The organism is Halomonas sp. RT37 (assembly GCF_040070525.1).
Taxonomy (GTDB): domain Bacteria; phylum Pseudomonadota; class Gammaproteobacteria; order Pseudomonadales; family Halomonadaceae; genus Halomonas; species Halomonas litopenaei.
The window spans coordinates 3,107,043-3,130,016 of record NZ_CP098827.1; the positions used below are offsets into that span (position 1 = coordinate 3,107,043).

Here is a 22,974-nt window from a genome sequence, read left to right on the forward strand (position 1 = left end):
TGGGGTTCGATCAATGCTCGATCAAAGCTCGATACCCTTCTGGGGGTTCGATCAAAGCTCGATACCCTTCTGGGCCTTGATGCCTTGATCCTTGAAGGCGTGCTTGACCACCTTCATCTCGGTGACCGTATCGGCCAGTTCGATCAGCGCCTGAGGCGCGTGGCGCCCGGTCACCACCACATGCTGCATCGCCGGTCTGGCCTGCAGGTCGTCCAGCACCCGGTCGAGATCCAGATAACCGTAGCGCAGGGCGATGTTCAGCTCATCGAGCAGTACCAGCGCGATATCGGGATCCTGAAGCAACTCGCGGGCCTTGTCCCAGGCGGCTTCGGCGGCGGCGACATCGCGCTCCCGGTCCTGGGTGTCCCAGGTGTAGCCCTCGCCCATGACGTGGAACGCCACTCCGGGCTGGCGGCGATAGAAGGCCTCCTCCCCGGTGGAAAAGGCGCCCTTGATGAACTGCACCACGCCCACCTTCATGTCGTGGCCCAGCGCCCGGGCCAGCATGCCGAAGCCGGATGAACTCTTGCCCTTGCCGGGGCCTGTCAGCACCAGCAGCACGCCCTGTTCCTTGTCGGCACTGGCGATGCGCTCGGCCATGATCCGCTGCTTGGCGGCCATGCGCCGGGCGTGGCGCTCGGGATCAACGTTCTTCGGAGTCTGTGTCGTGGGGGACGTGTGGGTCATGGGAAACTTCCTTGGTGGGGCGCGGCGGATTAATCGACGAAGCCACCCGCGGCATGAAGACGGCGGCGCCATCGACCTCGGCGACGCTCAACGGCTGGTCGTAGAGCCGCTCGAGGGCCGACGTCACCAGCATATCGTCGCGTGGTCCCCAGCAGGCCGCGCCATCGGGATACAAAAGCAGCAGGTGGTCGCACCAGCGCGCCGCCAGATTGAGATCGTGCAGGCACATCACCACGGCGGCACCCTGGCTTGCCTGTTCGTCGAGCAGCGCCATGGCCGCCACCTGATGATGCAGGTCGAGGTGGTTGGTGGGTTCATCCACCAGCCAGATCTGCGGCGCCTGGGTCAGTACCGTGGCCAGGCTGACCCGCTGACGTTCACCACCGGACAGGGTCGCCAGCGGCCTGTGGGCCAGGTGAGCGATATCGAGGCGTTCAAGCGCCCCCAGGGCGCGCTGGACGTCGTCCTCGCTTTCGTTCTGCCAGGCCCGGAGGAAGGGATGGCGGCCGATCAGCGCGGTTTCCAGCACGCTGGCCGGAAACTCGTCATGGCGCTCCTGGAACACCACACCCAGACGCTGGGCGACGGCACGCCGGCGCCAGTCGGTCAGCGGCCGGCCGTCCAGCCTCAAGCGCCCATGGCGCGGCGCCCTTAACCCGGCCAGGGTATGCAGGAGCGTGCTCTTGCCGGCGCCGTTGGGCCCGAGGATGCCCCAGCGACTTCCGGGCTCGATGGAAAAGGACAGCGGCTGACCGTCCGCCCTGCCGGGCACGTCGATCACCAGAGCTTCGCAGGACAGCGAACAGGATGGCAGCGCCTGGTCGGTGGATGCGGGTGTGACAGCCATGAGCGCCCCTATCCCTTGCCGTGGCTGCGATGCAGCAGGTAGAGAAAACTCGGCACCCCGATCAGCGCGGTGATCACCCCTACGGGCAACTGCTGGGGGGCGATCAGGGTCCGCGCCAGGGTATCGGCCAGGGTCAGCAGGCAGCCGCCGGCCAGCAGCGAGGCCGGCAGGATCAGGCGCTGGTCGGCACCCAGGCGGAGGCGCAGCATATGCGGCACCATCAGGCCGACGAATCCCACCGATCCGGCGGTGGTCACCGCGGTGGCGGTGGCCAGGCTCGCCGCCAGATACAGCCCCCATTCCAGCGGGCGCACCGCCACGCCCAGCGCCAGCGCCTGCTGGCCACCCCGGGCAAGTACGTTGAGGGTCCGCCCCAGCGGCACCAGCACCAGTGCCGACAGCGCGGCGATCACCAGTACCGGCCAGGGGCTGCGGGCGTAGGCCATGTCGCCCATCAGCCAGTAGAGCATGCCCGGCAGCTCTTCCACCGGGCTGACCGCCAGCAGGAAGGTGATGATCGCGCCCCAGCCGGAGGCCATGACGACCCCGGTCAGCAGCAGGCGCGCCGGCGACCAGCTGCCGCTGCCATGGGCCAGGCCAAATACCACCAGGATCGACACCAGCGCGCCGGCAAAGGCCGACGCCGAGACCAGCGCCGCGCCAAGGCCAGCCAGCATGGCGCACAGCGCCGCCACCGAGGCCCCGCCGGAGAGCCCGAGCACGTAAGGGTCGGCCAGCGGATTGCGCAGCAGTACCTGCATCAGGGCGCCGGCCAGGGCCAGCAAGGCACCGGTACCGAAGGCGGCCAGCGCACGGGGCAGGCGCAGCTCCCACACCAGGGTCTGGTGGAGGGGGCTGCCCTGCCCGGTCAGCGTCAGCCACAGCTCCATCGGTGACAGCGCGACGCTGCCCACCGACACGGCCAGCACCACCGACACCACACCGAGCAGCGCCAGCAGGCCCAGCGGACGACCTCGCCGGGTGGGCCGAAAGGTAGCGCTGGAGTCAGCGGCGTTCACGGGCAGAGTCCAGATGTTGGCACAGGGTTCGGGTGCCCTCGACCAGGCGCGGCGTCGCCCGCTGCACCAGGTCAGGGTTGATGAAATAGAGGTTGTCGCGGGCCACAGCGGTCATCTGCGGCCACTGGCGCCAGGCATCGAGCCAGGTGGAGTCCGCCTTGCCCATGCCGCCGGTGATGATGACTTCCGGGTCCGCGGCCAGCACCGCCTCCCGCGACAGTCGAGGCACCAGCGGCGCCTCGTCGGCGAATAGATTGACACCACCACAAAGTGACAGCGCCCGACTGATCCAGTGCTCACCGTTGACGGTCATCAGCGGCTGCTCCCATACCTGATAGAAGACCTCGACCGGTGCTGCGTCAACGTAGCGTTCGCCGAGGGCCGCTACCGATTCTCGCAGCTCCCGGGCCGCGGTGTCGCCGGTATCCGCCGAACCGGCCAGGCGACCGAACCGCTCAAGCGTCGAGGCGATCTGCTCGAAGTTGGCGGCGTCCGAGCGGAACACCGGCAGCCCGAGTTCATCCAGGCGTTCGACCTGCTGTCCGGGATTACCCCCGGCCCAGGCCACCACCAGGTCGGGGTCAAGCGCCAACAGCGACTCGAGGTCGAGTCGATCGTAGCTGCCCACCTGGGGCAGCGAGCGCGCGGCCTCGGGATAGTCGCTGAAGCTGACTACCCCCACCACCCGCTCGCCGGCCCCCGCCGCGAACAGCATCTCGGTGACGCTGGGCGACAGCGCCACGATACGCTCTGCCGGCGCCGCCAGGCATAGATCCCGCTCGGTGTCATCGAACACGCAGATGTCACCGTTCCCGCCGGGAGAGGAGGACGCCATGGCGGCACTGGCCAGCGCCGACAGCACCAGGCCAGCGCTGGCCGAGACAAGCGAGCGGCGGATGATCACAGGTTGAAGCCGACGCTCAGGTAGGCCGCACGTCCCGGGTTTTCGTAGTCCCAGCCGCCTTGAAAGGCAGACGCACGCGAGGTGGCGTACTCGCGATCGAAGACGTTCTCGAGCGTCAGGTTGGCCTTCCAGTCCGGCGCAAAGGCCCAGCCCGCGCGCAGATCCAGGGTGCCGTAGCCAGCCAGGCGTTCGTCGTTGTCGACGTCATTGTAGCGGTGGTCCTGGGCGACGAAGGAGGCCCCCAGATTCCAGTCACCCAGCTGGCGATCGGCGTCCAGGCGCAGGGTCTGGCTGGCGCGGCGAATCAGCTGCTTGCCGGTGTCGCGGTCTTCCGGGTCGGTATAGGCGACGCTGGCGGCCAGGGTCCACTGGTCGAGCTCGAGCCCTGTGGCAAGCTCGACCCCACGAATACGCGCCTCGTCGACATTGAACGGCGCGGATCGGCCGCCCCGCGTCTCATTGGCGATCAGGTCGTCGACGTTGGTCTGGTAGAGCGCCAGATCCCAGTAAAGCCGCTGGTACTGCCCGCGCAGGCCGATCTCCCAGGTTTCGGACTCCTCGGGCTCAAGATCGCTGTTACCAAAGCCGGGAAAGTACAGCTCGTTGAAGGTCGGGGCGCGGAAGGCGGTACCGTAGCTGGCGCGCAAGGTGTGCTGATCGTCGAGGGCGTAGCCCAGCGCCAGGTGGCCGGTGACCTCTTCATCGTAGGCCTCGTTGTCGTCGTGGCGCAGACCCGCCTGCAACGAGAACGGATGGAAGTCCATCAGTGCCTGGGCAAACACCGCCACGTTGTCGCGGCTGGTCTCTTCGTAGTCGTTGGTGCTGTCGACCTTGTCTTCCAGATATTCGGCGCCGGCGATCAGCTCGTGGTCACCGAGTTGCAGGGTATTGTCCCAGCGAGCGGTGCGCGTCTCGGTATCAAAGACCGTCGTCGCGGGAACGAAGTCACTGGGCTCATCGCTGTGGTCCTCCAGCTCATCGCGGGCCTCGCTCAGGGTAAGACGCGACGACCAGATATCGGTCACCGGCACCTCGGCGTAGACACCCGCCACCTGCTGCACATAGTCGGAGTCACCACCTTCGTATTCGTTGTTGCCACGGGCACGTAGTCCCAGCAGTCCGAGGTTGGCGCCGTTGTCGAAGGTGTGAGACAGGCTCACCAGACCCGAAGTGTTGTCGTAGGCCTTGTCCTCGCCACCGTCGCGAATCTCGGTGCCGTCGCTGTCCAGGCGGGTGGCGCTGAACTGGTAGGAGGTGCCGCCCTCGCGGCCCGACAGACTGGCCGAGGCCCGCTGGGTATTGAAGGAGCCGGTACCGAGCTGCACGCTGGGCGTCGGTCCCTGTTCATCGGGCTTGTCGGTGAACAGCTGAACCACCCCGCCCACCGCGTCGGCGCCGTAGAGCGCACCGCGGGGCCCGCGTACCACCTCGATACGCTCGAACATGCGCGGCTCCAGGTACTGCCAGGCAGGCCCGCCATTGGTGGCGGAGCGCAGGCGGATACCGTCGATCATCATCACCGAGGCGGTGCTGCCGGTACCACGGATATAGACGCTCGCCTGCTTCCCGAAGCCACCGTTGGTGGAAATATCTACACCGGGCTGGCCACGCAGGGCGTCGGTAATGCTGACCGGATCGCGGCGCCTTAGCGCCTCTTCATCGATGACGCTGACGGAGGACAGCGACTGACTGGCGGTACGCGGCGAAAGCGTCGCCGACACTACCAGCGGGTCGAGTTCGGTGGCGGGCTCGGTGGTGGGCTCGATAGAGGCCTGTTCGACGGAGGAAGACTCGGCGGTCGTCACGTCGGAGGAAGCGGACTGCTGAGCGCTGGCCTGGCTCACCAACAGCCAGGGGGCGGCGGCAAGGCCGACGCACAGACGCAGGCCACGGGAGCGGCAGGCAACAGAAAGACGAGCAGGGGCGAAGAAAGCAGACGACATGGTGTATCCCTTGGCACCGTGCGCACCCGCACGGCGTAGACCCTCGAAGGCCGAGGAGCGAACAGGGGACACAGAACGCTGGACAGGACACCCGGGAGCGTCAAGAACACCAAACTGACAGGCAAGCGCTGCGCGTCGGGACCCCACCGCCCCTTGGCATGGCTCTTCAGGCCGGTCTCCGGGCTGACGAGATGAACCATCGAAGCGTTTCGACGGTTCGGCGCGTTCGCCTTCCCGTGACTGGCTGAGCGGGACACAGGGTCCGGTCGCACCAGGGGTCAAGGACCCTGTCACAGTGGCGTGGTGAGCGCGCTTGACTCGATCACCGTTGCGGGGGCAGCGTCGGATTGGCACCGACTTCCCGTTTCACCCCTCGTGTCTACTTCTGGCCACGGCGTCTTGCGTCAGAAAGGACTGACGCCGAGGTCATGCTGGCACGTTTCGGGGCACCTGAGAGTGCGCGTAAGCTAGCAATCGGCACAGCGGGCGTCAACGAAAAGCGCCGTTCGGCTTGTTCGATGGGGGCCATGCCGGCTCTGTTCGCTCAGTCCGCTCGGCCCGCTCGGCCCGCTCGGCCCGCTGCGGCAGCATCCTTCCCATCGAGCCGCATGGTCAGGCCATGGCGTACATAGTGTACCTGGCTTGCCAGGCGCACCGCGTCCTGTGACAGCCAGCCCATCAGATCGCGCAGGCGGCGCTGGGCCCGGTCCACCGGGACGATGCCGCGCCCCACCTCGTCAAGCACCAGCACGCACTGTGCCGGCGAACTGGCCCAGCCGGCAAAGGCCTGGCGCCAGCGCTGGCCCAGCAGGTCGTCGTCGGCGCTTGCAGATCCGGCCTCAAGTCCGGCCTCAAGTTCGGCCTCGAGCCAGGCTAGCCAGCCGCTGATGACGAGGGTGTCGCCATCGTCGATGGCGGGATCGGGGCGGGGACCGGCGCCAACACCGGGCACCCGACTCATCATCTCGCCGGCGTCGCACCAACGTGCCTCGGGGTAGCGCTCGGCTACCCGCTGACGCTTGCCTGACGCGGTACCGCCGATGAAGACGTGCATGTGATGCCCTCTGCCTGTCGGTTGAGTGTCCAGCGCCGACCGGCGGCCTGACCGACGACGCCCTCCCAGAACGGTACGCCCTCGAACTCCCGGCGCAGCTCACGGATCACCCCGCCGTGGGTGACCACCAGCACGCGCCGATGGCCGGCCTCGACGGCGGCATCGAAGATGGCGTCGAGCGCCAGCGTCAGACGATCACGCAGGTCCTGGGCGGATTCACCACCGGGAGGTGCCAGTTCACCGGCGCTGTCGATCCACTCCCGGTAGACCGGATCGTCCTTGAGCTCTTCCCAGTTGCGTCCCTCGAACTCGCCGAAGTCGTTCTCGCGCAGACGTTCGTCCAGGCGAGGCTCCGGCCAGCCCCGTCCCTCGGCGATATGGGCCAGGGTCTGGCGGCAGCGGGTCAGGTCGCTCGACACCACGGCGTCGAAGCGCTCCCCTTCCAGTTCCAGGCGCAACCGATCCATATCGGCCAGGGCGTCGGGCATCAACAGCTCGATATCGCGCTGGCCCTGGTAGCGCTTGTCCAGGTTCCACTGGGTCAGCCCGTGACGAACCACCACCAGCTCGAGACACACATCAGAAGCCATAGTTCTCCTCCCTCGATGGCACTGCCCAGCATATCGCCGTTGATGCCGTGAAAGGCTCGGATCATCCCCCGGGCGAAGACCCAGGTAAAGCCCCCGCTGGCAAGCACGATCCCTGAAAACCCGACCACACTCGTGCCACCCGGCGCCAGCAGCAGTCCCGCGGACACAACCACCAGAAGCGGAACCAGGGCAAGCGCCAGGTCTCGCCAGCCAAGGCCCTGCTGCCAGCTATGGGCGAGTCCCTCGGGGCGAGCGGCGGGCACGCCGATGAGCAGCGCCACCGCACCGGCCCTGGCCAGGGCGGGGACCACGACCAGCCACAGCAGAGCCCCACCGGTCGTGAGCCACCACCACAACAGGACCGCCTTCCAGGCCAGCAGGAACACCAGCGCCAGCACGCCAAAACTGCCGACCTGCGGGTCCTTCATGATCTGCCAGCGGCGCTCGAGCGGCGCATTGCTGCCCAGCGCATCGGCCAGGTCCATCACACCGTCCAGGTGCAGCCCACCGGACAGCGCCACCCACAGCGTCAGCAGCACCAGTGCCTGGATCGGCGTGGGCAGCGCTGAGGTCAGCGCGGCGGCCACGGCCAGCAGCGCGCCGATCAAGAGCCCCACCAGCGGGTAGCAACGCGCCGCCCAGCGACGGTTGGCGCCGTTCCAGTCGATCACCATCGGCAACGGTATGCGGGTCAGAAACTGGATCGCCAGCCCCAGCCCGGCCAGTGCCGGACCCACTCGCGGCTTTTGATCACTCACTCGGCTCTCCTCTACCCAGCGTGTTACCCACCTCTGTCGTCATGCCCGCGGGATATTCTTCCGTAGGCTTCCACTCGATGGTCTGTCCGGCGACTACCTCCACCACCCGATCGGCGCGCCGCGCCAGCAGCAGATGCAGACGCTGGAGCTCGCCCAGGTACCAGCGCACCAGGGCGTCCCTGGGCGGCAGTTCCTCGTTGAGGTCGTTGGAGACGACCACCAGCGCAATGTCACGCCGGCGAGCGTCGGCGAGCAGCGCTGCCAGCTGGTGGAAGGCGTCTCGCGCCGCAGCGCGCCGCGCGTCCCGCTCGAGGCCATCGGCAAACAGGCGCTGGCTCGACCACAGCGTCAGGCAGTCCAGAAGTACAGCGTCGCCTGCGCTCACCCGGCGCCAGGCCCCCAGCAGGTCCTGCGGCGCCTCCAGCGTATGCCAGCGGCTGTCGCGCCGGGCCTGATGGCGCGCCACCCGCGTGGCCATCTCGCCCTCCTCGGCCCTGGCGGTCGCCAGGTACCAGAGCTGCCCCCGGGGCTTGTCGGCGTGAAGCGCCAGCGCCGCCTGCTCGGCCACGCGACTCTTGCCCGAACGCACGCCACCGCTGACAAAGACGATCATCGGTGCTCTCCACGAGAGAGGGTATCGCCCTGCTCCGGCAAGGACTCGAGCCCGTCGCCGAGCCCGTCGTCGATCCATTCACCGAGCCATTCGCCAAGCCAGCTGAGCAGGCGATCATTGTCGGCGCGGAGCTGCAACGCGACGCGAATCCAGGCACCGTCCAGCCCGTTGAAGGTGTGGGTGTGGCGAGCCAGACAGCCGTGACCTGCCAGATACGATAACAAGGCTTCGCCATTGGCCTGCGACGCCTGGCCCGGCGGCCTGAACAGCACGAAATTGGCCTGGGAGTCCGCCACCGTCAGGCCCAGATCGCGCAGGCCTGCCGTCAGGTAGGCGCGCTCGGAGTGAAGCCAGTCGCGCGTGCGACGTGCGAAGTCACTATCGGCCAGCAGCTCGGGCACCACGGCAGCGGCCAGGCCGTTGACGCTCCAGGCCACCTGATGGTGTTGCAGCGCCCGACAGCGCGGCGGAGATGCCACCAGATAGCCAAGCCGCAGCCCCGCCAGGGCGTAAAACTTGGTCAGCGAGCGCAACAGCACCAGCGGCGCGCCCTGTTCCACCAGATCGGTGAGCGGGGCTTCGTCGTCGGCAAAGTCGACGAAGGCTTCATCGATGACCACCAGGGTGTCGCTGCGCCTGGCCGCCGCCACCAGCGCTTCCACGTCGCGTCTGGGAAGGCGCGTGCCGGTGGGATTGTTGGGGCGACACACAAACACCAGATCGACAGACGCAAGGCGCGCCGAGAGCGCCTCGACGTCCAGCCGGAAGTCATCTCCGCTGAGCTGCACCCGCTCGATCTCGATATCGTTGAGTCGGCATGCCCGGGCGTATTCGCCGAAGGTCGGCTCGACGATCAAGGCCCGGGCGCGACGATAGGCCCGGGCCACCAGGTGGATCGCCTCGGCGCCGCCATTGGTCAACACCAACGACGGTGGCGCTATCCCCAGCGACGCCGCCAGGGCCGCCAAGGCGTCCCGGTGCTCGGGGTCGGGATAGTGGCGTACCTCGCTCATGGCGCTGGCGAGCCAATCAGAAAGCCAGGCCGGCGGACCCAGCGGATTGAGGCTCGCGCTCACATCCATGGTCGGTGTCACCGACGACAGGCCAAGTCTGTCGAGCAGCGCCGCGCCCTGGCCGCCATGATCAGGCCAGCAAGAGCCCTGGCCCTGCGTTGGCGTCTGGCTCGCGCTTGTGTCGCTCAGATGCTGATTGTGGGTCGATGTCATCGCACGGCCTCCAGCACCAGTATGATCAGGGCCAGCAGTGTCAGAACGCCCGCCGTGCCGGCGTAGAGACAGCGAATCGCGGCGTCGATATGACGCGCCTTTAACGTCTCGGTGGGCGAGCCCAGCCGCGCCCGGTCGCTGATCTGATCGCCATAGTGGTTTACCCCGCCCAGCTCGACGCCGAGCAGATTGGCCACCATGGCCTCCGGCCAGCCGGCGTTGGGACTGGGGTGAGCCGGTGCCTGTCGGCACGTCGCCGACCAGGCGCCGCGCCTGCGCAGCCCCGGAACCACCGCAGCAAGACACCACATCGCCAGCGCCGTCAGCCGAGCCGGCAGCAGGTTGACCAGATCGTCGAAGCGAGCCGAGGCCCAGCCGAACTCACGGTAGCGATCATTGCGATGGCCGACCATGGAATCCAGAGTATTGGCTGCCTTGTAGGCCAAGGCCAGGGGCGCACCGCCGAGCAGAGCCCAGAACAGCGGTGCGGTGATGCCATCGACGGTATTTTCGGCCACGCTCTCGACGCACGCTCGGCTCACCCCTGCCTCGTCAAGCTCCCGGGTATCGCGCCCGACGATGGCCGAGACCGCGCGCCGCGCCTGATACAGATCGCCCCTTGCCAGCGGTGTGGCCACCGCGCGGGCGGCCTGCACCAGGCCCCGGCAGGCAAGGCAGGTCCACAAAAGCAAGCCCTCCACCACCAGCGCCAGCCAGGGCGAGACGACACCGGCAAGGCCAATCGCCAGGGTGGCCAGCGTCCATGCAAGCCCCACCACTACCAGCGTGAGCACCACGCCCTTGGCTCGACGCGCCTGCGGCCTGCCACGATTGAGCCGCGCTTCCAGGGCGCCGATCAGTCGGCCCATGCCGACCACCGGATGCGGCAGCCAGCGTGGATCCCCCAGCCACAGGTCCAGCACCAGGGCGGCGAGCACCAACGCCAGCAACTCGGGGCTCAGTGGCGGCAGCGTCATGGGAACCACCACCCCCTGTCCGCGCTGTCGTCCTCTACTCTCACGACGTCTGCTCGCCTCATGCCGACGGGCCACCCTCGACTCCGGCGTCGGCGAAGGTCGCCATCTCGCTGAGCATGGCGCAGGCACTGGCGAGCAGCGGATAGGCCAGGGCCGCGCCGCTGCCTTCGCCCAGGCGCAGGCCAAGCGACAACAGCGGCTCACCGCCGAGTGCAGCCAGCGCCTCACCGTGACCGGCCTCATCGCTGCGATGGCCAAACACCAGGTAGTCGCGCACGCCAGGCGCCAGCCGAGTCGCCGCAAGGGCCGCTACCGTGGCGATAAAACCGTCCACCAGCACCGGCGTGCGACCCGCCGCTGCGGCCAGGCAAGCCCCCGCCATGGCGGCGATCTCGAGCCCGCCCAGACGCGCCAGGGTATCGAGGGCGGTATCGCCAGTGCCCCGGGCCAGCGCCCTGGAGATGACCTTGCGCTTGTGGGCCAGACGCGCATCATCGATACCGGTGCCACGCCCCACCACCTCCTCGGCGGAAAGCCCGGTAAAGGCGGCCAGCAGAGCGCTGCTTGCGGTGGTGTTGGCGATGCCCATCTCCCCCAGGATGACACAGCGGGCACCCGCAGCGCGGGCGCGCTCGACGGCACGAATGCCGACCTCAAGCGCCGCCTTTACCTCGTCGGGACTCATGGCGTCCTCGCAGGCAATATTGCCGCTGCCCGCGCGCACCCGATCGAGCACCACACCCGGCACCTGGTCACTGGGCGTGGCCACCCCAACGTCGACGACCTCGAGCCGGGCATTGATCTGGCGGGCGAAAACGTTGATGGCGGCGCCCCCGCGGGCGAAGTTGGCGACCATCTGGGCGGTGACCGAGGCCGGAAAGGCCGACACGCCTTCCGCCGCCACCCCGTGGTCTGCGGCGAACACGATGATGGCCACAGGGTCGACCCGGGGTAACGGCTCCCCGGTCATCGCCGCCAGATCCGCTGCCAGCTTCTCGAGTCGACCCAGGCTGCCGGGGGGCTTGGTCAGGCTATCGAGACGTGCACTGGCCAGGCGGCGGGCCTCAAGATCCAGCGAAGGAATGCGGCCAATATTGGAGGAAAGAGTTGAAGCAAGGGGTGAGTCGAGGGTCGAGTCAAGCGTCGAGGCGGGAGTAGAAGACGAGGACGAGGGCTGGTCACGCACGGCGATATCCTGATGGCACAAACGCCGCCCGGGCGGCGAATAAGAAAAAGACCGCCCGAGCCTTCAGACACGCGAACAGGCGGGCAACAAGCCGCCGAGCTTAGCAGATCACCGAAAGGCGATCTTCCCTCGGAAACGGATCCGAGATCCAGCGTCTATGCTGCAGGTCGTGCTGCAGGTCGTGCTGCAGGTCGTGCTGCGGGTCGCCTTGCCTCATTCAAACCCCATTCGAGCCCCGTTCGAGGCCCCCGCATTCATCATGATTCGCCCGGACGACCGGACGCCGCGCCCGGGGGGGCGCGGCGTCGGTATCTATTCATGAAACAGCTCTACTGCTGATACCGCTAGAGCGTGACCTCAGGCAAAGACGTTGAGACACCAGGTGATGGCGGGCACGGAGACCATGTCGATCAAGACGGCGCCACACAGCGAAACGATGATGTAGGCCTTGCTCGATACCACCTTGTAGTGGTCGCAGACGGCGCCCATGTTGGCGAAGGCGTTGGGCGTAGCGCCCAGGCCAAAGCCGATGAAGCCGGCGGAGAGTACGGCGGCGTCGTAGTTGCTGCCGAGCGAACGAAAGACCACCAGCGCCGCGATGGCAACGATCACCAGCGTCTGGATCATCAGGATCAGCGCCAGGCCAAGTCCCATGCCCTGCAGCTGCCAGATCTTCAGGTTCATCATGGCCATGGTCAGGAAGATCGCCAGGCTGACTTCTCCGATCAGATTGATGGCACGCTCGGACACCTCGACCAGGCGAAGGTGATCGTTCAGGTTGCGCAACACGATGGCCACGAACATGGCCCCGACGTAGCTTGGCAGCACGATGCCGAGTTTCTCTTTCATGAGTTCGCGACAGGCCAGGCCGATGACCATCACCGGCACCACCACCGCCATGGCCTTCAGTACCCGATGCGGGGTCAGCGTCTGATCATCTTCGCTCAGGTGCTCCTCGTGCAGATCGGCAAGCCCGCCGACCTCCTCGGCCTCGATGCGAAGCTTGAACCGCTCGATCAACCAGCGGGCGAGAGGCGCGCCCAGCAGGCTACCGGTGATGACACCGTAGGTGGCCGCCGTCATGGCGGCGGTCAGGGCGCCGTCGGCACCGAGCGCTTCCGCCTCTGGCCCGAAGGCCGCCGCACCGCCAAAGCCGCCTTCCAGCGAAGGCCCGCCCGCCATCAGGCCGATCAGGGGGTCGAGCCCGATCATCGAGGCGACGCCGATACCGATACCATTCTGCACCAGCACCAGGGCCCAGCAGGTCAACAGGAAGATCACCAGCGAACGCCCGCCCCTGGCCAGCACCGAGAGGCTGCCACCGAGCCCTACCGTGGCGAAGAAGGCGATCATCATCGGATCCTGAACGCTGGTGTCCAGATCCAGCGTCAGCACGTCCATCGATCGTAGCAGCCATACCAGCACGGCGAAGCCGATGCCCCCGACCACCGGCGTCGGTACGCACATGCGCTCGAGCCACTCCACCCGGCGCCGAAGCTGAATGCCCACCATCAGCAGGACCAGCGCCAGCGCCATTGTTTCCACTGCGTTCAAGCCTATATTCATCTGCCTTCGCTCTCCTTCGCCCTCGAAGGACACCCTCCTGGTGACTCTTGGTGCGGCTACGCCAGGTGTCCGCCCTTAGACTACTGGACAAACATTCAGGCATGAGAGGGGCCTATTTGTCGTGGAGCAAGCTTTTGCTCCCTCTTGTGTCCTCAGCGGTCCGCCCCACCCGAGGGAGGGTCCAGGCAGAAACAGCGGTTCAAACTCAGCCAAGGGAGAAGGTGCCAAGGGCCACGACCAATGACACAGAGGGCGATGACCAACGACTCTGAGGGCGATGACCAACGACACAGAGGGCGAGGTCACTGGCACCCTGACGATCGAGTCGACGATGGCAAAGCAAATGAGACAACCATTTGGGCAGGCTCGGGGAAGTTGGTCATGCACAAGCAATGATCGTTTACTATGCTGTCTTGCATGCCCATCAAGGCACACTTTTAGCTGAGCCAGCAGACTCGGCCTTCCTTCCCCCTGGTTCCAGCCCAGCGGGCGAGGATCGGAGGAAATACAACGATACCGCCGGCCTTCACGCGTCGGCTGTCAGGACCTGACCAGCAAGCCGTACGTCGACCAGCAAGGAGAGCAGGCCAACACATCACTCCGCTGTATCAATGCCATGTCAATGACATCATTTAATTTAAGGGAACGATCATGAAAGTGTATTCGTCGGCAATACCTTCGCCCTGGAAGGGCATCGTGGCGGCATCGATTGCTGCGGTCGGCCTGGCAGCCAGCATTCAGCCAGCGTCCGCTACCGAAGAAGAAACCTCCTCCGAGGCGTCATCAGACAAGCCCAACATCCTGGTCATCATGGGCGATGACATCGGCTGGTTTAACACCAGCGCCTACAACAGCGGCATGATGGGCTACACCACGCCCAACATCGACAGCATCGCCGAAGAAGGCATCCGCTTCACCGACGCCTATGGCCAGCAGAGCTGCACCGCTGGGCGCGCGGCCTTCATCACCGGGCAGTCACCCAAGCGTACCGGTCTTCTCAAGATCGGCATGCCCGGCGATCCGCTCGGCCTGCAGCCGGAAGACCCGACCATCGCCGAGATCCTCAAGCCGATGGGCTACGCTACCGGCCAGTTCGGCAAGAACCACCTCGGCGATCGCGACGAGTACCTGCCGACCAACCACGGCTTCGACGAATTCTTCGGCAACCTCTACCACCTGAACGCCGAGGAAGAGCCGGAGAACGCCGACTACCCCACCGATCCTGGCTTCCGTGAACAGTTCGGCCCCCGTGGTGTCATTCGCTCTTCCGCGGATGGCCAGATCGAGGACACCGGCCCGCTGACAAAACAGCGTATGGAGACCATCGACGAGGAATTCCTGACCGCCGCCGAGGACTTCATCGAGCGCCAGGAATCTTCCGACACCCCCTGGTTCGTGTGGTACAACACCACCCGCATGCACATCTTCACCCACCTCAAGGAAGAGAGTGAAGGCCGCACCGGACTTGGCATCTACGCCGATGGCATGACCGAGCACGACGCCCTGGTGGGCCAACTGCTCGACAAGCTCGAGGAACTGGGTGCCGACGAGAACACCATCGTCATCTACACCACCGACAACGGCGCCGAGAAGTTCACCTGGCCGGATGGCGGCACTTCGCCCTTCCGTGGCGAGAAGGCCACTACCTGGGAAGGCGGCATTCGGGTGCCGTTCATGATGAGGTGGCCGGGTCAGATCGAACCGGGCCAGGTGTCCAACGAGATCCTTTCGCTTGAGGACATGTTCCCGACCCTGATCGCCGCCGCTGGCGAGCCGGACATCAAGGAGCAGCTGCTTGACGGCTACACCGCCGGTGACAAGGAATTCAACGTGCACATCGATGGCTATAACGTGCTGCCCCACCTGACTGGCGCCGAGGACGCCGGCGAGTGGCCGCGCGACACCTTCTTCGCCTTCGTCGATGATGGTTCCCTGGGTGCCGTGCGCTTCGGCCAGTACAAGGCACACTTCAGCATCCAGGAGCACGAGGGCATGGACGCTTGGCGCCGTCAGCAGACGCAGCTCAAGGCACCGCTTCTGATCGACCTGCGTGCCGATCCGTTCGAGATGGCCCCGGAAGACTCTTCCTACTACGACGACTGGCAGCTGCGCCGCATGTATGCCTTCTCCCCTGTAGGCAAGATCGTGGCGGACTTCATGGCCACCTTCGAGGAATACCCCCAGCGTCAGGAAGCCGGCTCCTTTACGCCGAAGCAATAACGCTTCCACCGGCAAGTCGACAGGAGGCCGCCCTTGTGCGGCCTCTTGCCGTTATGCTCCCCGTTCGGCTCTTGTTCAGCCCCCGTTTATCTCCTTTTCACCCCCTAGCTCTGCTCCGCGTTCGTTTTCCCCATCATAAAGCTGGATATATAAACAGTATTCGACTAGCCTTGCCGGCATGGATCACTATCACGACGACGGCCAGCAAAGAAGCGCTACGAGCCCCTTGAAGGGCCGCGGCGCGACCTATGATCCCGCCAATCGTTTTTCTCCCACCCGTAGCGAACAGGTGGACGACGGCTGGTGGCAAGAGGCAACACCTGATCGCATCGCCACCGTCACCGCCACCGAGAGCGCCAAGAGCGCGCTGTCGTGGAACCGCTCGCCAGACCTCCCTTTCGATCGCTCGATCAACCCCTACCGTGGCTGCGAACATGGCTGCATCTACTGCTACGCGCGGCCCAGTCATGCCTACTGGGACCTGTCACCCGGTCTCGACTTCGAGACCCGCCTGATCGCCCGCACCGGCCTGGTGGAACGCCTCACCGAAGAATTGTGCAAGCCCGGCTACGTCTGCCGTCCGATCAACCTGTCCGGCAATACCGACGCCTACCAGCCCATCGAGGCCGAACACCGAACCACCAGGGCACTGCTCGAACGGCTGCTGGAGTGGCGTCATCCGGTCACCCTGGTGACCAAGAGCGCGCTGATCCTGCGCGACAAGGACCTGTTGAGCGAACTGGCAAGCCGCCGCCTGGTGCGGGTGATGGTCAGCCTCACCAGCCTGGACACCGAACTCAAGCGTCAGCTGGAGCCGCGCACCGCCTCACCCCGGGCCCGACTCAGGGTCATCGGCGAGCTTGCCGATGCCGGTGTACCGGTGGGCACCCTGGTCTCGCCGGTGATTCCCGGGCTTACCGACCATGAACTGGAGCGCCTGCTTCAGGCCGCCAGGGACGCCGGCGCCAGCACCGCCGGCTGGATGCTGCTGCGCCTGCCACGAGAGGTCGCGCCGCTGTTCGAGGCCTGGCTCGAGTCCCACTATCCTGAGCGCGCCGCCAAGGTCATGAGCCTGATTCGCCAGTGTCGCAACGGCCAGGACTACGACAGTCGCTTCGGCCACCGCATGCGCGGCCAGGGCGTCTTCGCCGAACTGCTCGACCAACGCTTCCGCAAGGCCTGCCGTCGCCTGGGCCTGTCACGACGTAGTGATAGTGGCCTTGATAGCGGCCTTGATAGCGGTCTTGATACTGATAGTGAGCTTGATACCGAGAGCTTCAGGCCGCCCCACCGTCAGGGGTCACTATTCTGAGGCTTGTCCAACCTTCGCTAGTCGACGTTTCGGTTAAAGCCTCGCGAGACGCCACCGCCTCCAAGCCGCTATGCGCCAGCGCTGGTCCCATTGCCGCCTTCCAACTGTCCCTGGCTGCCGCCGGTGCCACCACCTACGCTACAAGGATCCTCTGGAATAACGACCTACAATTAAAATATAAGGAGTTCTGCATGCGCCGCCAGACCAAGGGCCTGCACGCCCTCTACGCCAAGGATCCCGTGGACGCCGATCGCAAGCTGTGGGGGCGGCAGGTGGATCCCGTCAGCCGTCGTGGATTTCTCACCGGCTCCAGCCTGCTGGCCATGAGCGCGGTACTCGGCGCCAGCATTCCCTTCGCACGCTTCATGCCGGGAGGCCTGATACCCGCAGCCCTGGCCCAGAGCGACGAAGCCTTCGAGATCGAGGGCAAGGAGGGGCTGAGGGTCCTCAACGACCGTCCGATCAACGCCGAGACACCGGCCCATCTGCTCGACGATGACATTACCCCGGCGCGCTACATGTTCGTGCGCAACAACGGCCTGCCCCCGGAGCGAGCCGAGATCGATCCCGCCACCTGGACGCTGGAAATCACCGGCGAGTCGTGCCAGAACCCCACCACCTTCACCATCGCCGAGCTGAAGGAGCGCTTCTCCGAGCACACCTACCAGCTTCAGGTAGAGTGCGGCGGCAATGGTCGCAGCGAGTACGTCCCCGCCGCCAGCGGCAACCAGTGGACCACCGGCGCGGTGGCCTGCCCGACCTTTACCGGGGTACGACTTCGCGATGTGCTGGAGGCCTGTGGCATCGCCGACGACGCCGTCTATATCGGTTACTACGGCGCCGATCGCCATGCCAGCGGCGCCGCCGACAAGGAAGCGATCTCTCGCGGTGTGCCGATGGAAAAGGCCCTGGAGGACGAGTCGCTGATCGCCTGGGCGATGAACGGCGAGGACATTCCCTACCAGAACGGCTACCCGCTGCGCCTGGTGTGCGGCGGCTGGCCGGGCTCGGTATCGGGCAAGTGGCTCAAGCAGATCGTCGTACGCAACCAGAAGCACGATGGGGCCAAGATGGCGCCTCCCTCCTACAGCGTGCCGGCGAACCCGGTGGCACCGGGCACTGAGGTGGCCAAGGAAGACTTCGTCACCATCCAGTCGATGCCGGTGAAGTCCCTGATCACCTACCCGCGATCAGGGATCGAGCACGCCCAGGGCCAGCCGATGGAGGTGCGCGGTCACGCCTGGGCGGGGGATCTGTCGGTGTCCGAGGTGCACACCTCCATCGACTTCGGCGCCACCTGGCAGAGGGCCAGCCTCAACGACGCACCCAATCGCCTCGCCTGGCAGCGCTTTACCACCCAGGTCGAGTTCCCCGAGCCAGGCTATTACGAGGTGTGGGCCCGGGCGGTGGACGAAAACGGCCAGTCCCAGCCCATGGTGGTGCCCGGCTGGAACCCCAAAGGCTACCTCAACAACGCCTGTCACCGCATCGCGGTTCAGGTCGGCTGAGGGAGGAGACTGGCATGGGAATTCGTACCACCAGAAGGCATAGGGCATGGTCGTCGACCCGCCCGCTCTTGATGACTGGCCTGCTGCTCGGCGCGGTGCTGTTCAGCCCCTTTGGCCTGGCTCAATCGACAGGCGAGGCCTCTGGGCAAGCCACAGATGCCCCCCTCGAGACCGATCCGGACAGCGGGTTCGTGATGGCGGAGGGCTGGCAGACGGTCAAGGGCAACTGCACCGTCTGCCACTCCGCCGCCCTGGTCACCCAGAACAGGGGGTCACGCGAGCACTGGGCCTACCTGATCGACTGGATGCAGGAGACTCAGGGCCTGTGGCAGTTCAATCCCGAAATGGAAGCCACCATCCTCGACTACCTGTCGACCCACTACGGCCCGAGGACCGATGCCAGGCGGCAGAACCTGCCCAAGCATCTGATGCCGCCGGCACCACAGGCCAGCGAGACCAGCGCAGAAGGTTGAAACAACGGACGCGGTCGAAAGGCGGCTGATCGGCCCGATTCTGCGACAGCGGAATCGGGCATCGTATGCTCTGACAGATAGTCAGATGCTCTAACACAGATCCTTCACTTCAGCGCAGATCCTTCAGCGCAAGTCCTTGAGCACAGTGCCGCTGGCGAGGATCTGCGCCTCGAGAGGTAACTCACGGAACGGCTCGCAAACCGCCTCGCTTTGCCATTGGCGCATGGCGGGCAAGGCGAGGAGTCGCTCGAGGTAGTCGCGAGACGGGCCACCCATGGGCAGGTCGTAGGTTCGCATCCTGAAGGCGATGGGGGCGAAAAAGGCGTCTGCGGCGGTAAACCGCTCGCCGCACAGGTAAGGTCCACCAAAGCGCGTCAAGCCGTCTTCAAACAGTTCGTTCAGCCGATGCAGGTCATCCAGCAGCTCGGGCGTCTTTTCGTTCAAGCGTACGCGCAGCGCGCAGTGCATCGGACACTGCTGCCTGAGCGCGCTGAAACCTGAATGCATTTCGGCACAGGCACTTCTGGCCCAGCACCTGGCGTCCACATGCTCAGGCCAGATCCCAGAATGACGCTCGGCCAGGTATTCGATGATGGCCAGCGAGTCCCACACCACCCGTTCGTCATGATGCAGACAGGGAACTCGCCCCGAGGGCGAAAACCGACGAAAGTCGGCGTGACTGTTGCCCTGCTCATCGAAGGGGTGAAAGGCCAGCTCGAAGGGAATCTCAAGCTGGCGAAAGGTCAGCCAGGCCCTCAGCGACCACGACGACGTCTGTCGATTGGCGATATGCAGGACGTACATGACAGCGCTCCCTGGGTCGCTGGCAGCGCCTGTCGCTGCCGGTGACGTTGATCAAGCCGCCAGCGACATCTCGTAGCCGGTGTACTTGCGAAGATTGATCACTCCGGTATCGAAGATCAGATACTGGCCCTTGATTCCCATCAGGGTGCCCTCGACTCGCGGATTCTTGTCGAGGTTGTGAGACGTGACCTTGGTGGGGTACTCGAGTACCGGGTAGTCGAAGCGACGTGGGCTGCCGTCCAGGGGACGGATAGCATCGGCGCCGAAGCGCTCGCGTAGATCGCCCAGCCCCGCCGACAGCCTCTCCAGCAGACGGTCGCGCTCTGCGGCCAGATCCAGCTCCTCTACCTGCCCCTTGAGCATCGCCCGCCAGTTGGTGCGATCCGACACCTCGTTCTTGAACAGCACCTCGACGAAGCCAGACTGCTGACGACTGTCCACCTCGAGGATCGGCAACGCCTGGATCGCGCCCTGGTCGAGCCAGCGCGTCGGCATCTGGGTATTGCGGGTGATCCCGACCTTGAGCCCGGAAGCGTTGGACAGGTAGACGACGTGGGGCTGGAAGCAGAACCGCTCGCCCCACTCGGGCTCGCGACAGGTCCCCTCGAAAAAGTGGCACAGCTCGGGCTTCATGATGCAGCTGTCGCACTGGGCCAGGCGTTTGAAGCAGGGATAGCAGTGGCCTTGCCCGAAGCTCTTCCTGGTCGCACGCCCACAGTGGGTACAGGCGATCGCCCCGCTCCACTCGAGTCGCAGGGTGCGGCCCAGGTAGTCGTTGAGCGGCAGACGGTTCTCGCCGGCCTTGAGGGTGTAGCGCGCGGGGGAGTCGGGTTCGACCCCCATCTTGGACAGACATCCGTGGGCAAGTACTTCAGTCACGACTGGCATCCCGGGCGAGCCCCGCCATGTCTTCGGAAACCCCGGCACTGCTCGATGGCCCACCGGGCCCAGCGCCGCAGGTGCGTTGCTCCAGGTAGCCGATGCGGCTCTCCTCGGGCACATTGTTGTCGTGCTCGTAGCGCATCACGGCTTCCATGCACAGCTCGATCTGCTCGGCCGTCAGCATTCGCCCGTCCGGCCACTTGCGCAGCGACACCGCCTGCTTGAGGCTCTGGTAGATCGACGGCGTCATCTGGGAAATCATTCGCTCGAAGGTCATGTCGCTCATGGCATCGCTCTAGTGAAGACGTGATTTTCGGGAATGATACCAGCCCAGCACCAGCCCCACGAGCAGACCGCCCAGGTGCGCCTCGTTGGCCACATTGCCAAAGCCCACCAGCCCGGCGACGTCGGTCATGGTGAAGACCATCCAGCCGAGCATGAACAGCACCAGCATCTGCGGCACGAAGAAGCCGCTGGCCGGCGCGCGACGGGACATCAACCAGACGTAGCCAAGCAACGCAAAGTCGACGCCTGACATGCCACCGAACAGCACCGTGCCGGTGGCGTACTGGGCCAGGTTGCCGGCAAGCCCCGCCACCACCACCAGCGTCAGCATGCGCAATGGGCCATGCAGGGTCTCCACCTGACGGCCGAAATACCACAACCACATCATGTTGAAGATCAGGTGCATCCAGCCGAAATGCAGGAAGATCGGCGACAGCGGGCGCCATACCTGCCCCGCCGCCAGCGCATCGGGGATACTGCCGACGGCCAGCGCCCCGCCACGGATGCCCACAGGCACGATCGCCAGCCACGCCAGCACCATGTCTCCCCACACAGCGATGGCACCAAACACCAGCAGACACAGCCCGAGCACCGACAAGGTGACCGGATGATGGCGCAGCAGCGGCCACCAGTGACGTGCCGGTCTCGGCTTCGAGGCACTCGGCGCGGGTATCGCCTCCCCCCGCTGCCAGCGAGTGATCACCTCGGCCAGAGCATCCTGCTGTTTCGGGTCCATCAGCCACAGTACCTGGCCGTCGTCCTCGTCGGTGATACGGTGTCCGATGCGGTGCGACCAGAGCGCCTGTCGCAGCTCGCGAGTATCGATATCGTGGGGGATCAGCATGACCCGGAACATGGCGTCTCCAGCGCGAAAAAGGGTAGCGGCCCAGAGATGATGGCCTGAAATGACGTTGGCCGGTAGGGGCAGCGGTCACACGCGGCGCAGATGGGCGAAAGGCCCGACGGCAAGCCGGGCATGGCAGGATGTCTTTTTCATCCACACAGAAAAAGTCCGGCGGAGGGGGCCGCCGGACAAGAGCAAGGGATCATTCAAGGGAACACCTACTCAGACGCCGCTTTTGATAAAGGGTTCAGTCGAGTGCTCGACTTTAATGTAACGTTTTGTATCAGTCGAAGACGATCTCTCGGGGCAAGGGCCTCGCACGCACATCCCTGGGCACCGGCACCCACACAAAGTGGTTGGCATCGAGGCGGGATTCAAAGCTGTAGCGATAGGCCACCAGTCGACCGAACTTCACCGCGCTGTAGTCGAGACAGGCAATATTCGGGGCCGGCAAGGCCGGGACGCCTTCGCACCAATAGTGGCCGATGAACAACGGGGGCTGGTCGGGGCCATAGTAGCTGAGGCTGGCCCGCTCGCTGTCGCTCAACGGCCGGTCCTCGAGGTCTCCCGGTAGATTGTCCGGCTGGAACACCACGTCACCCCAGGTGCGAGGGTCTCGTGCCCAGAAGTGGGTCCGAAAGCTTCGTCGAGTGAAACCGTCTCCGGAATGGATGACCGTGTCCCCGGGCAGGTCGATGGAACCGCCGCGGGTCAGGCGCTCGAGGATCCTCGACTCTTCGGTACCCGGGCTCGAGGCCTGGAGCAGGAAGTCGTGGTCCAGACAGCCGTCGGGCCGGAGCCGCCTGAAGGATTCGATCAGGCGGTCGTCCCAGCAGGCGTGGACCACCCGGATGCCGTCGATCTCGAGACACAGGGGGATCTGGCGAAACCACGCCAGGGCATCATCCCACTCCTGGGGGTGGTCATGGTACTGCTCGAGGGTTTCACGAATGATGCGGTTGTGACGCGGTGTATGCGGGCGTAGCCATTCCCTGCCGTGCTCAGGCGGGGCCTTCTGGGTGTACGTCAGGGCATTGATCTCGTGATTGCCCAGCACGATATAGGCCTCGCCCTCTTCCACCATGCGTCTGGCGATGGAGACCGCCAGGCGGATACGCGGGCCACGGTCGATCAGGTCCCCGAGGAAGATCGCCTTGCGCTGGGGATGACGATAGACACCGCCACGCAGGTGATACCCCAGCCGTTCCAGCAGCGCCGCCAGGGTGGCGCCGCAGCCATGAACGTCACCGATCAGGTCGTAGCCGTCCAGTCGCCT

At 65.6% G+C, this 22,974-nt stretch carries 22 protein-coding genes and 1 riboswitch; of the genes, 4 read left to right on the forward strand and 18 right to left on the reverse strand.

Features of this window, described 5'->3' with window-relative positions:
• Nucleotides 1-51: 51 nt before the first annotated feature.
• The 13 genes from cobO to gltS all read right to left on the reverse strand — a co-directional run bounded on the left by cobO (nt 52) and on the right by gltS (nt 13,370).
• Nucleotides 52-687 (reverse strand): cob(I)yrinic acid a,c-diamide adenosyltransferase, encoded by a 636-nt coding sequence (gene cobO / locus NFG58_RS13445; protein WP_222568954.1) that lies wholly within the window; start codon nt 685-687, stop codon nt 52-54.
• Nucleotides 644-1,534 (reverse strand): ABC transporter ATP-binding protein, encoded by an 891-nt coding sequence (locus tag NFG58_RS13450; protein WP_348826724.1) that lies wholly within the window; start codon nt 1,532-1,534, stop codon nt 644-646. Before NFG58_RS13450 ends, cobO begins: the two co-directional genes overlap by 44 nt.
• An 8-nt stretch (nt 1,535-1,542) precedes the next feature.
• A complete protein-coding gene (locus tag NFG58_RS13455; protein ID WP_348826725.1) occupies nt 1,543-2,553 on the reverse strand; it encodes an iron ABC transporter permease in 1,011 nt (336 codons plus the stop codon).
• Nucleotides 2,540-3,457, reverse strand: a complete 918-nt coding sequence (locus NFG58_RS13460; RefSeq protein ID WP_348826726.1) for a cobalamin-binding protein — start codon at nt 3,455-3,457, stop codon at nt 2,540-2,542. The genes NFG58_RS13455 and NFG58_RS13460 overlap by 14 nt, the downstream gene beginning before the upstream one ends.
• The gene (locus NFG58_RS13465) at nt 3,454-5,400 is read right to left on the reverse strand and encodes a TonB-dependent receptor (RefSeq protein WP_348826727.1); all 1,947 of its coding nucleotides are present in this window, start codon (nt 5,398-5,400) and stop codon (nt 3,454-3,456) included. Before NFG58_RS13465 ends, NFG58_RS13460 begins: the two co-directional genes overlap by 4 nt.
• A 151-nt stretch (nt 5,401-5,551) precedes the next feature.
• A riboswitch (cobalamin riboswitch) is annotated at nt 5,552-5,818 on the reverse strand.
• Nucleotides 5,819-5,944: 126 nt separating this feature from the next.
• Nucleotides 5,945-6,454: a bifunctional adenosylcobinamide kinase/adenosylcobinamide-phosphate guanylyltransferase gene (locus NFG58_RS13470; protein WP_348826728.1), complete on the reverse strand. Its 510-nt coding sequence runs from the start codon at nt 6,452-6,454 to the stop codon at nt 5,945-5,947.
• Nucleotides 6,406-7,044 (reverse strand): histidine phosphatase family protein, encoded by a 639-nt coding sequence (locus tag NFG58_RS13475; protein ID WP_348826729.1) that lies wholly within the window; start codon nt 7,042-7,044, stop codon nt 6,406-6,408. The genes NFG58_RS13470 and NFG58_RS13475 overlap by 49 nt, the downstream gene beginning before the upstream one ends.
• Nucleotides 6,996-7,802: an adenosylcobinamide-GDP ribazoletransferase gene (cobS, locus tag NFG58_RS13480; RefSeq protein WP_348826730.1), complete on the reverse strand. Its 807-nt coding sequence runs from the start codon at nt 7,800-7,802 to the stop codon at nt 6,996-6,998. The genes NFG58_RS13475 and cobS overlap by 49 nt, the downstream gene beginning before the upstream one ends.
• Nucleotides 7,795-8,415, reverse strand: a complete 621-nt coding sequence (locus NFG58_RS13485; protein ID WP_348826731.1) for a bifunctional adenosylcobinamide kinase/adenosylcobinamide-phosphate guanylyltransferase — start codon at nt 8,413-8,415, stop codon at nt 7,795-7,797. Before NFG58_RS13485 ends, cobS begins: the two co-directional genes overlap by 8 nt.
• Nucleotides 8,412-9,641, reverse strand: a complete 1,230-nt coding sequence (gene cobD, locus NFG58_RS13490; protein ID WP_348826732.1) for a threonine-phosphate decarboxylase CobD — start codon at nt 9,639-9,641, stop codon at nt 8,412-8,414. The genes NFG58_RS13485 and cobD overlap by 4 nt, the downstream gene beginning before the upstream one ends.
• Nucleotides 9,638-10,618: an adenosylcobinamide-phosphate synthase CbiB gene (gene cbiB / locus NFG58_RS13495; RefSeq protein WP_348826733.1), complete on the reverse strand. Its 981-nt coding sequence runs from the start codon at nt 10,616-10,618 to the stop codon at nt 9,638-9,640. Before cbiB ends, cobD begins: the two co-directional genes overlap by 4 nt.
• A gap of 58 nt (nt 10,619-10,676) precedes the next feature.
• Entirely contained in the window at nt 10,677-11,804 is a 1,128-nt protein-coding gene (cobT, locus tag NFG58_RS13500) for a nicotinate-nucleotide--dimethylbenzimidazole phosphoribosyltransferase (RefSeq protein ID WP_348826734.1), read from the reverse strand.
• Nucleotides 11,805-12,161: 357 nt separating this feature from the next.
• Nucleotides 12,162-13,370 (reverse strand): sodium/glutamate symporter, encoded by a 1,209-nt coding sequence (gene gltS, locus NFG58_RS13505; protein ID WP_348826735.1) that lies wholly within the window; start codon nt 13,368-13,370, stop codon nt 12,162-12,164.
• A gap of 651 nt (nt 13,371-14,021) precedes the next feature.
• Here gltS and NFG58_RS13510 point away from each other — a divergent pair.
• The 4 genes from NFG58_RS13510 to NFG58_RS13525 all read left to right on the forward strand — a co-directional run bounded on the left by NFG58_RS13510 (nt 14,022) and on the right by NFG58_RS13525 (nt 18,883).
• On the forward strand, nt 14,022-15,590 hold the full coding sequence (locus NFG58_RS13510) for an arylsulfatase (RefSeq protein ID WP_083970615.1): 1,569 nt from the start codon (nt 14,022-14,024) through the stop codon (nt 15,588-15,590).
• 178 nt (nt 15,591-15,768) lie between these two features.
• On the forward strand, nt 15,769-16,902 hold the full coding sequence (locus NFG58_RS13515) for a PA0069 family radical SAM protein (protein ID WP_348826736.1): 1,134 nt from the start codon (nt 15,769-15,771) through the stop codon (nt 16,900-16,902).
• A gap of 191 nt (nt 16,903-17,093) precedes the next feature.
• The gene (locus NFG58_RS13520) at nt 17,094-18,410 is read left to right on the forward strand and encodes a sulfite oxidase (RefSeq protein WP_222516690.1); all 1,317 of its coding nucleotides are present in this window, start codon (nt 17,094-17,096) and stop codon (nt 18,408-18,410) included.
• A 14-nt stretch (nt 18,411-18,424) separates the two neighbouring features.
• The gene (locus NFG58_RS13525) at nt 18,425-18,883 is read left to right on the forward strand and encodes a hypothetical protein (RefSeq protein ID WP_222516691.1); all 459 of its coding nucleotides are present in this window, start codon (nt 18,425-18,427) and stop codon (nt 18,881-18,883) included.
• 123 nt (nt 18,884-19,006) lie between these two features.
• Here NFG58_RS13525 and NFG58_RS13530 read toward each other — a convergent pair whose 3' ends face one another.
• The 5 genes from NFG58_RS13530 to NFG58_RS13550 form a co-directional block, all read right to left on the reverse strand.
• Complete coding sequence (locus NFG58_RS13530) at nt 19,007-19,687, reverse strand: glutathione S-transferase family protein (RefSeq protein WP_348826737.1); 681 nt, start codon at nt 19,685-19,687, stop codon at nt 19,007-19,009.
• Between the two features lie 51 nt (nt 19,688-19,738).
• Nucleotides 19,739-20,530 carry a DUF2797 domain-containing protein gene (locus NFG58_RS13535; RefSeq protein ID WP_108132990.1) on the reverse strand — a complete coding sequence of 264 codons (792 nt, stop codon included), beginning with the start codon at nt 20,528-20,530 and terminating at the stop codon, nt 19,739-19,741.
• A gap of 28 nt (nt 20,531-20,558) precedes the next feature.
• Nucleotides 20,559-20,855: a DUF1315 family protein gene (locus NFG58_RS13540; protein ID WP_045994422.1), complete on the reverse strand. Its 297-nt coding sequence runs from the start codon at nt 20,853-20,855 to the stop codon at nt 20,559-20,561.
• 9 nt (nt 20,856-20,864) lie between these two features.
• Nucleotides 20,865-21,710 carry a rhomboid family intramembrane serine protease gene (locus NFG58_RS13545; protein WP_348826738.1) on the reverse strand — a complete coding sequence of 282 codons (846 nt, stop codon included), beginning with the start codon at nt 21,708-21,710 and terminating at the stop codon, nt 20,865-20,867.
• Nucleotides 21,711-21,981: 271 nt separating this feature from the next.
• Nucleotides 21,982-22,968, reverse strand: coding sequence for a metallophosphoesterase (locus tag NFG58_RS13550; protein ID WP_222516727.1), 987 nt, complete (start codon nt 22,966-22,968; stop codon nt 21,982-21,984).
• Between the last annotated feature and the right edge of the window lie 6 nt (nt 22,969-22,974).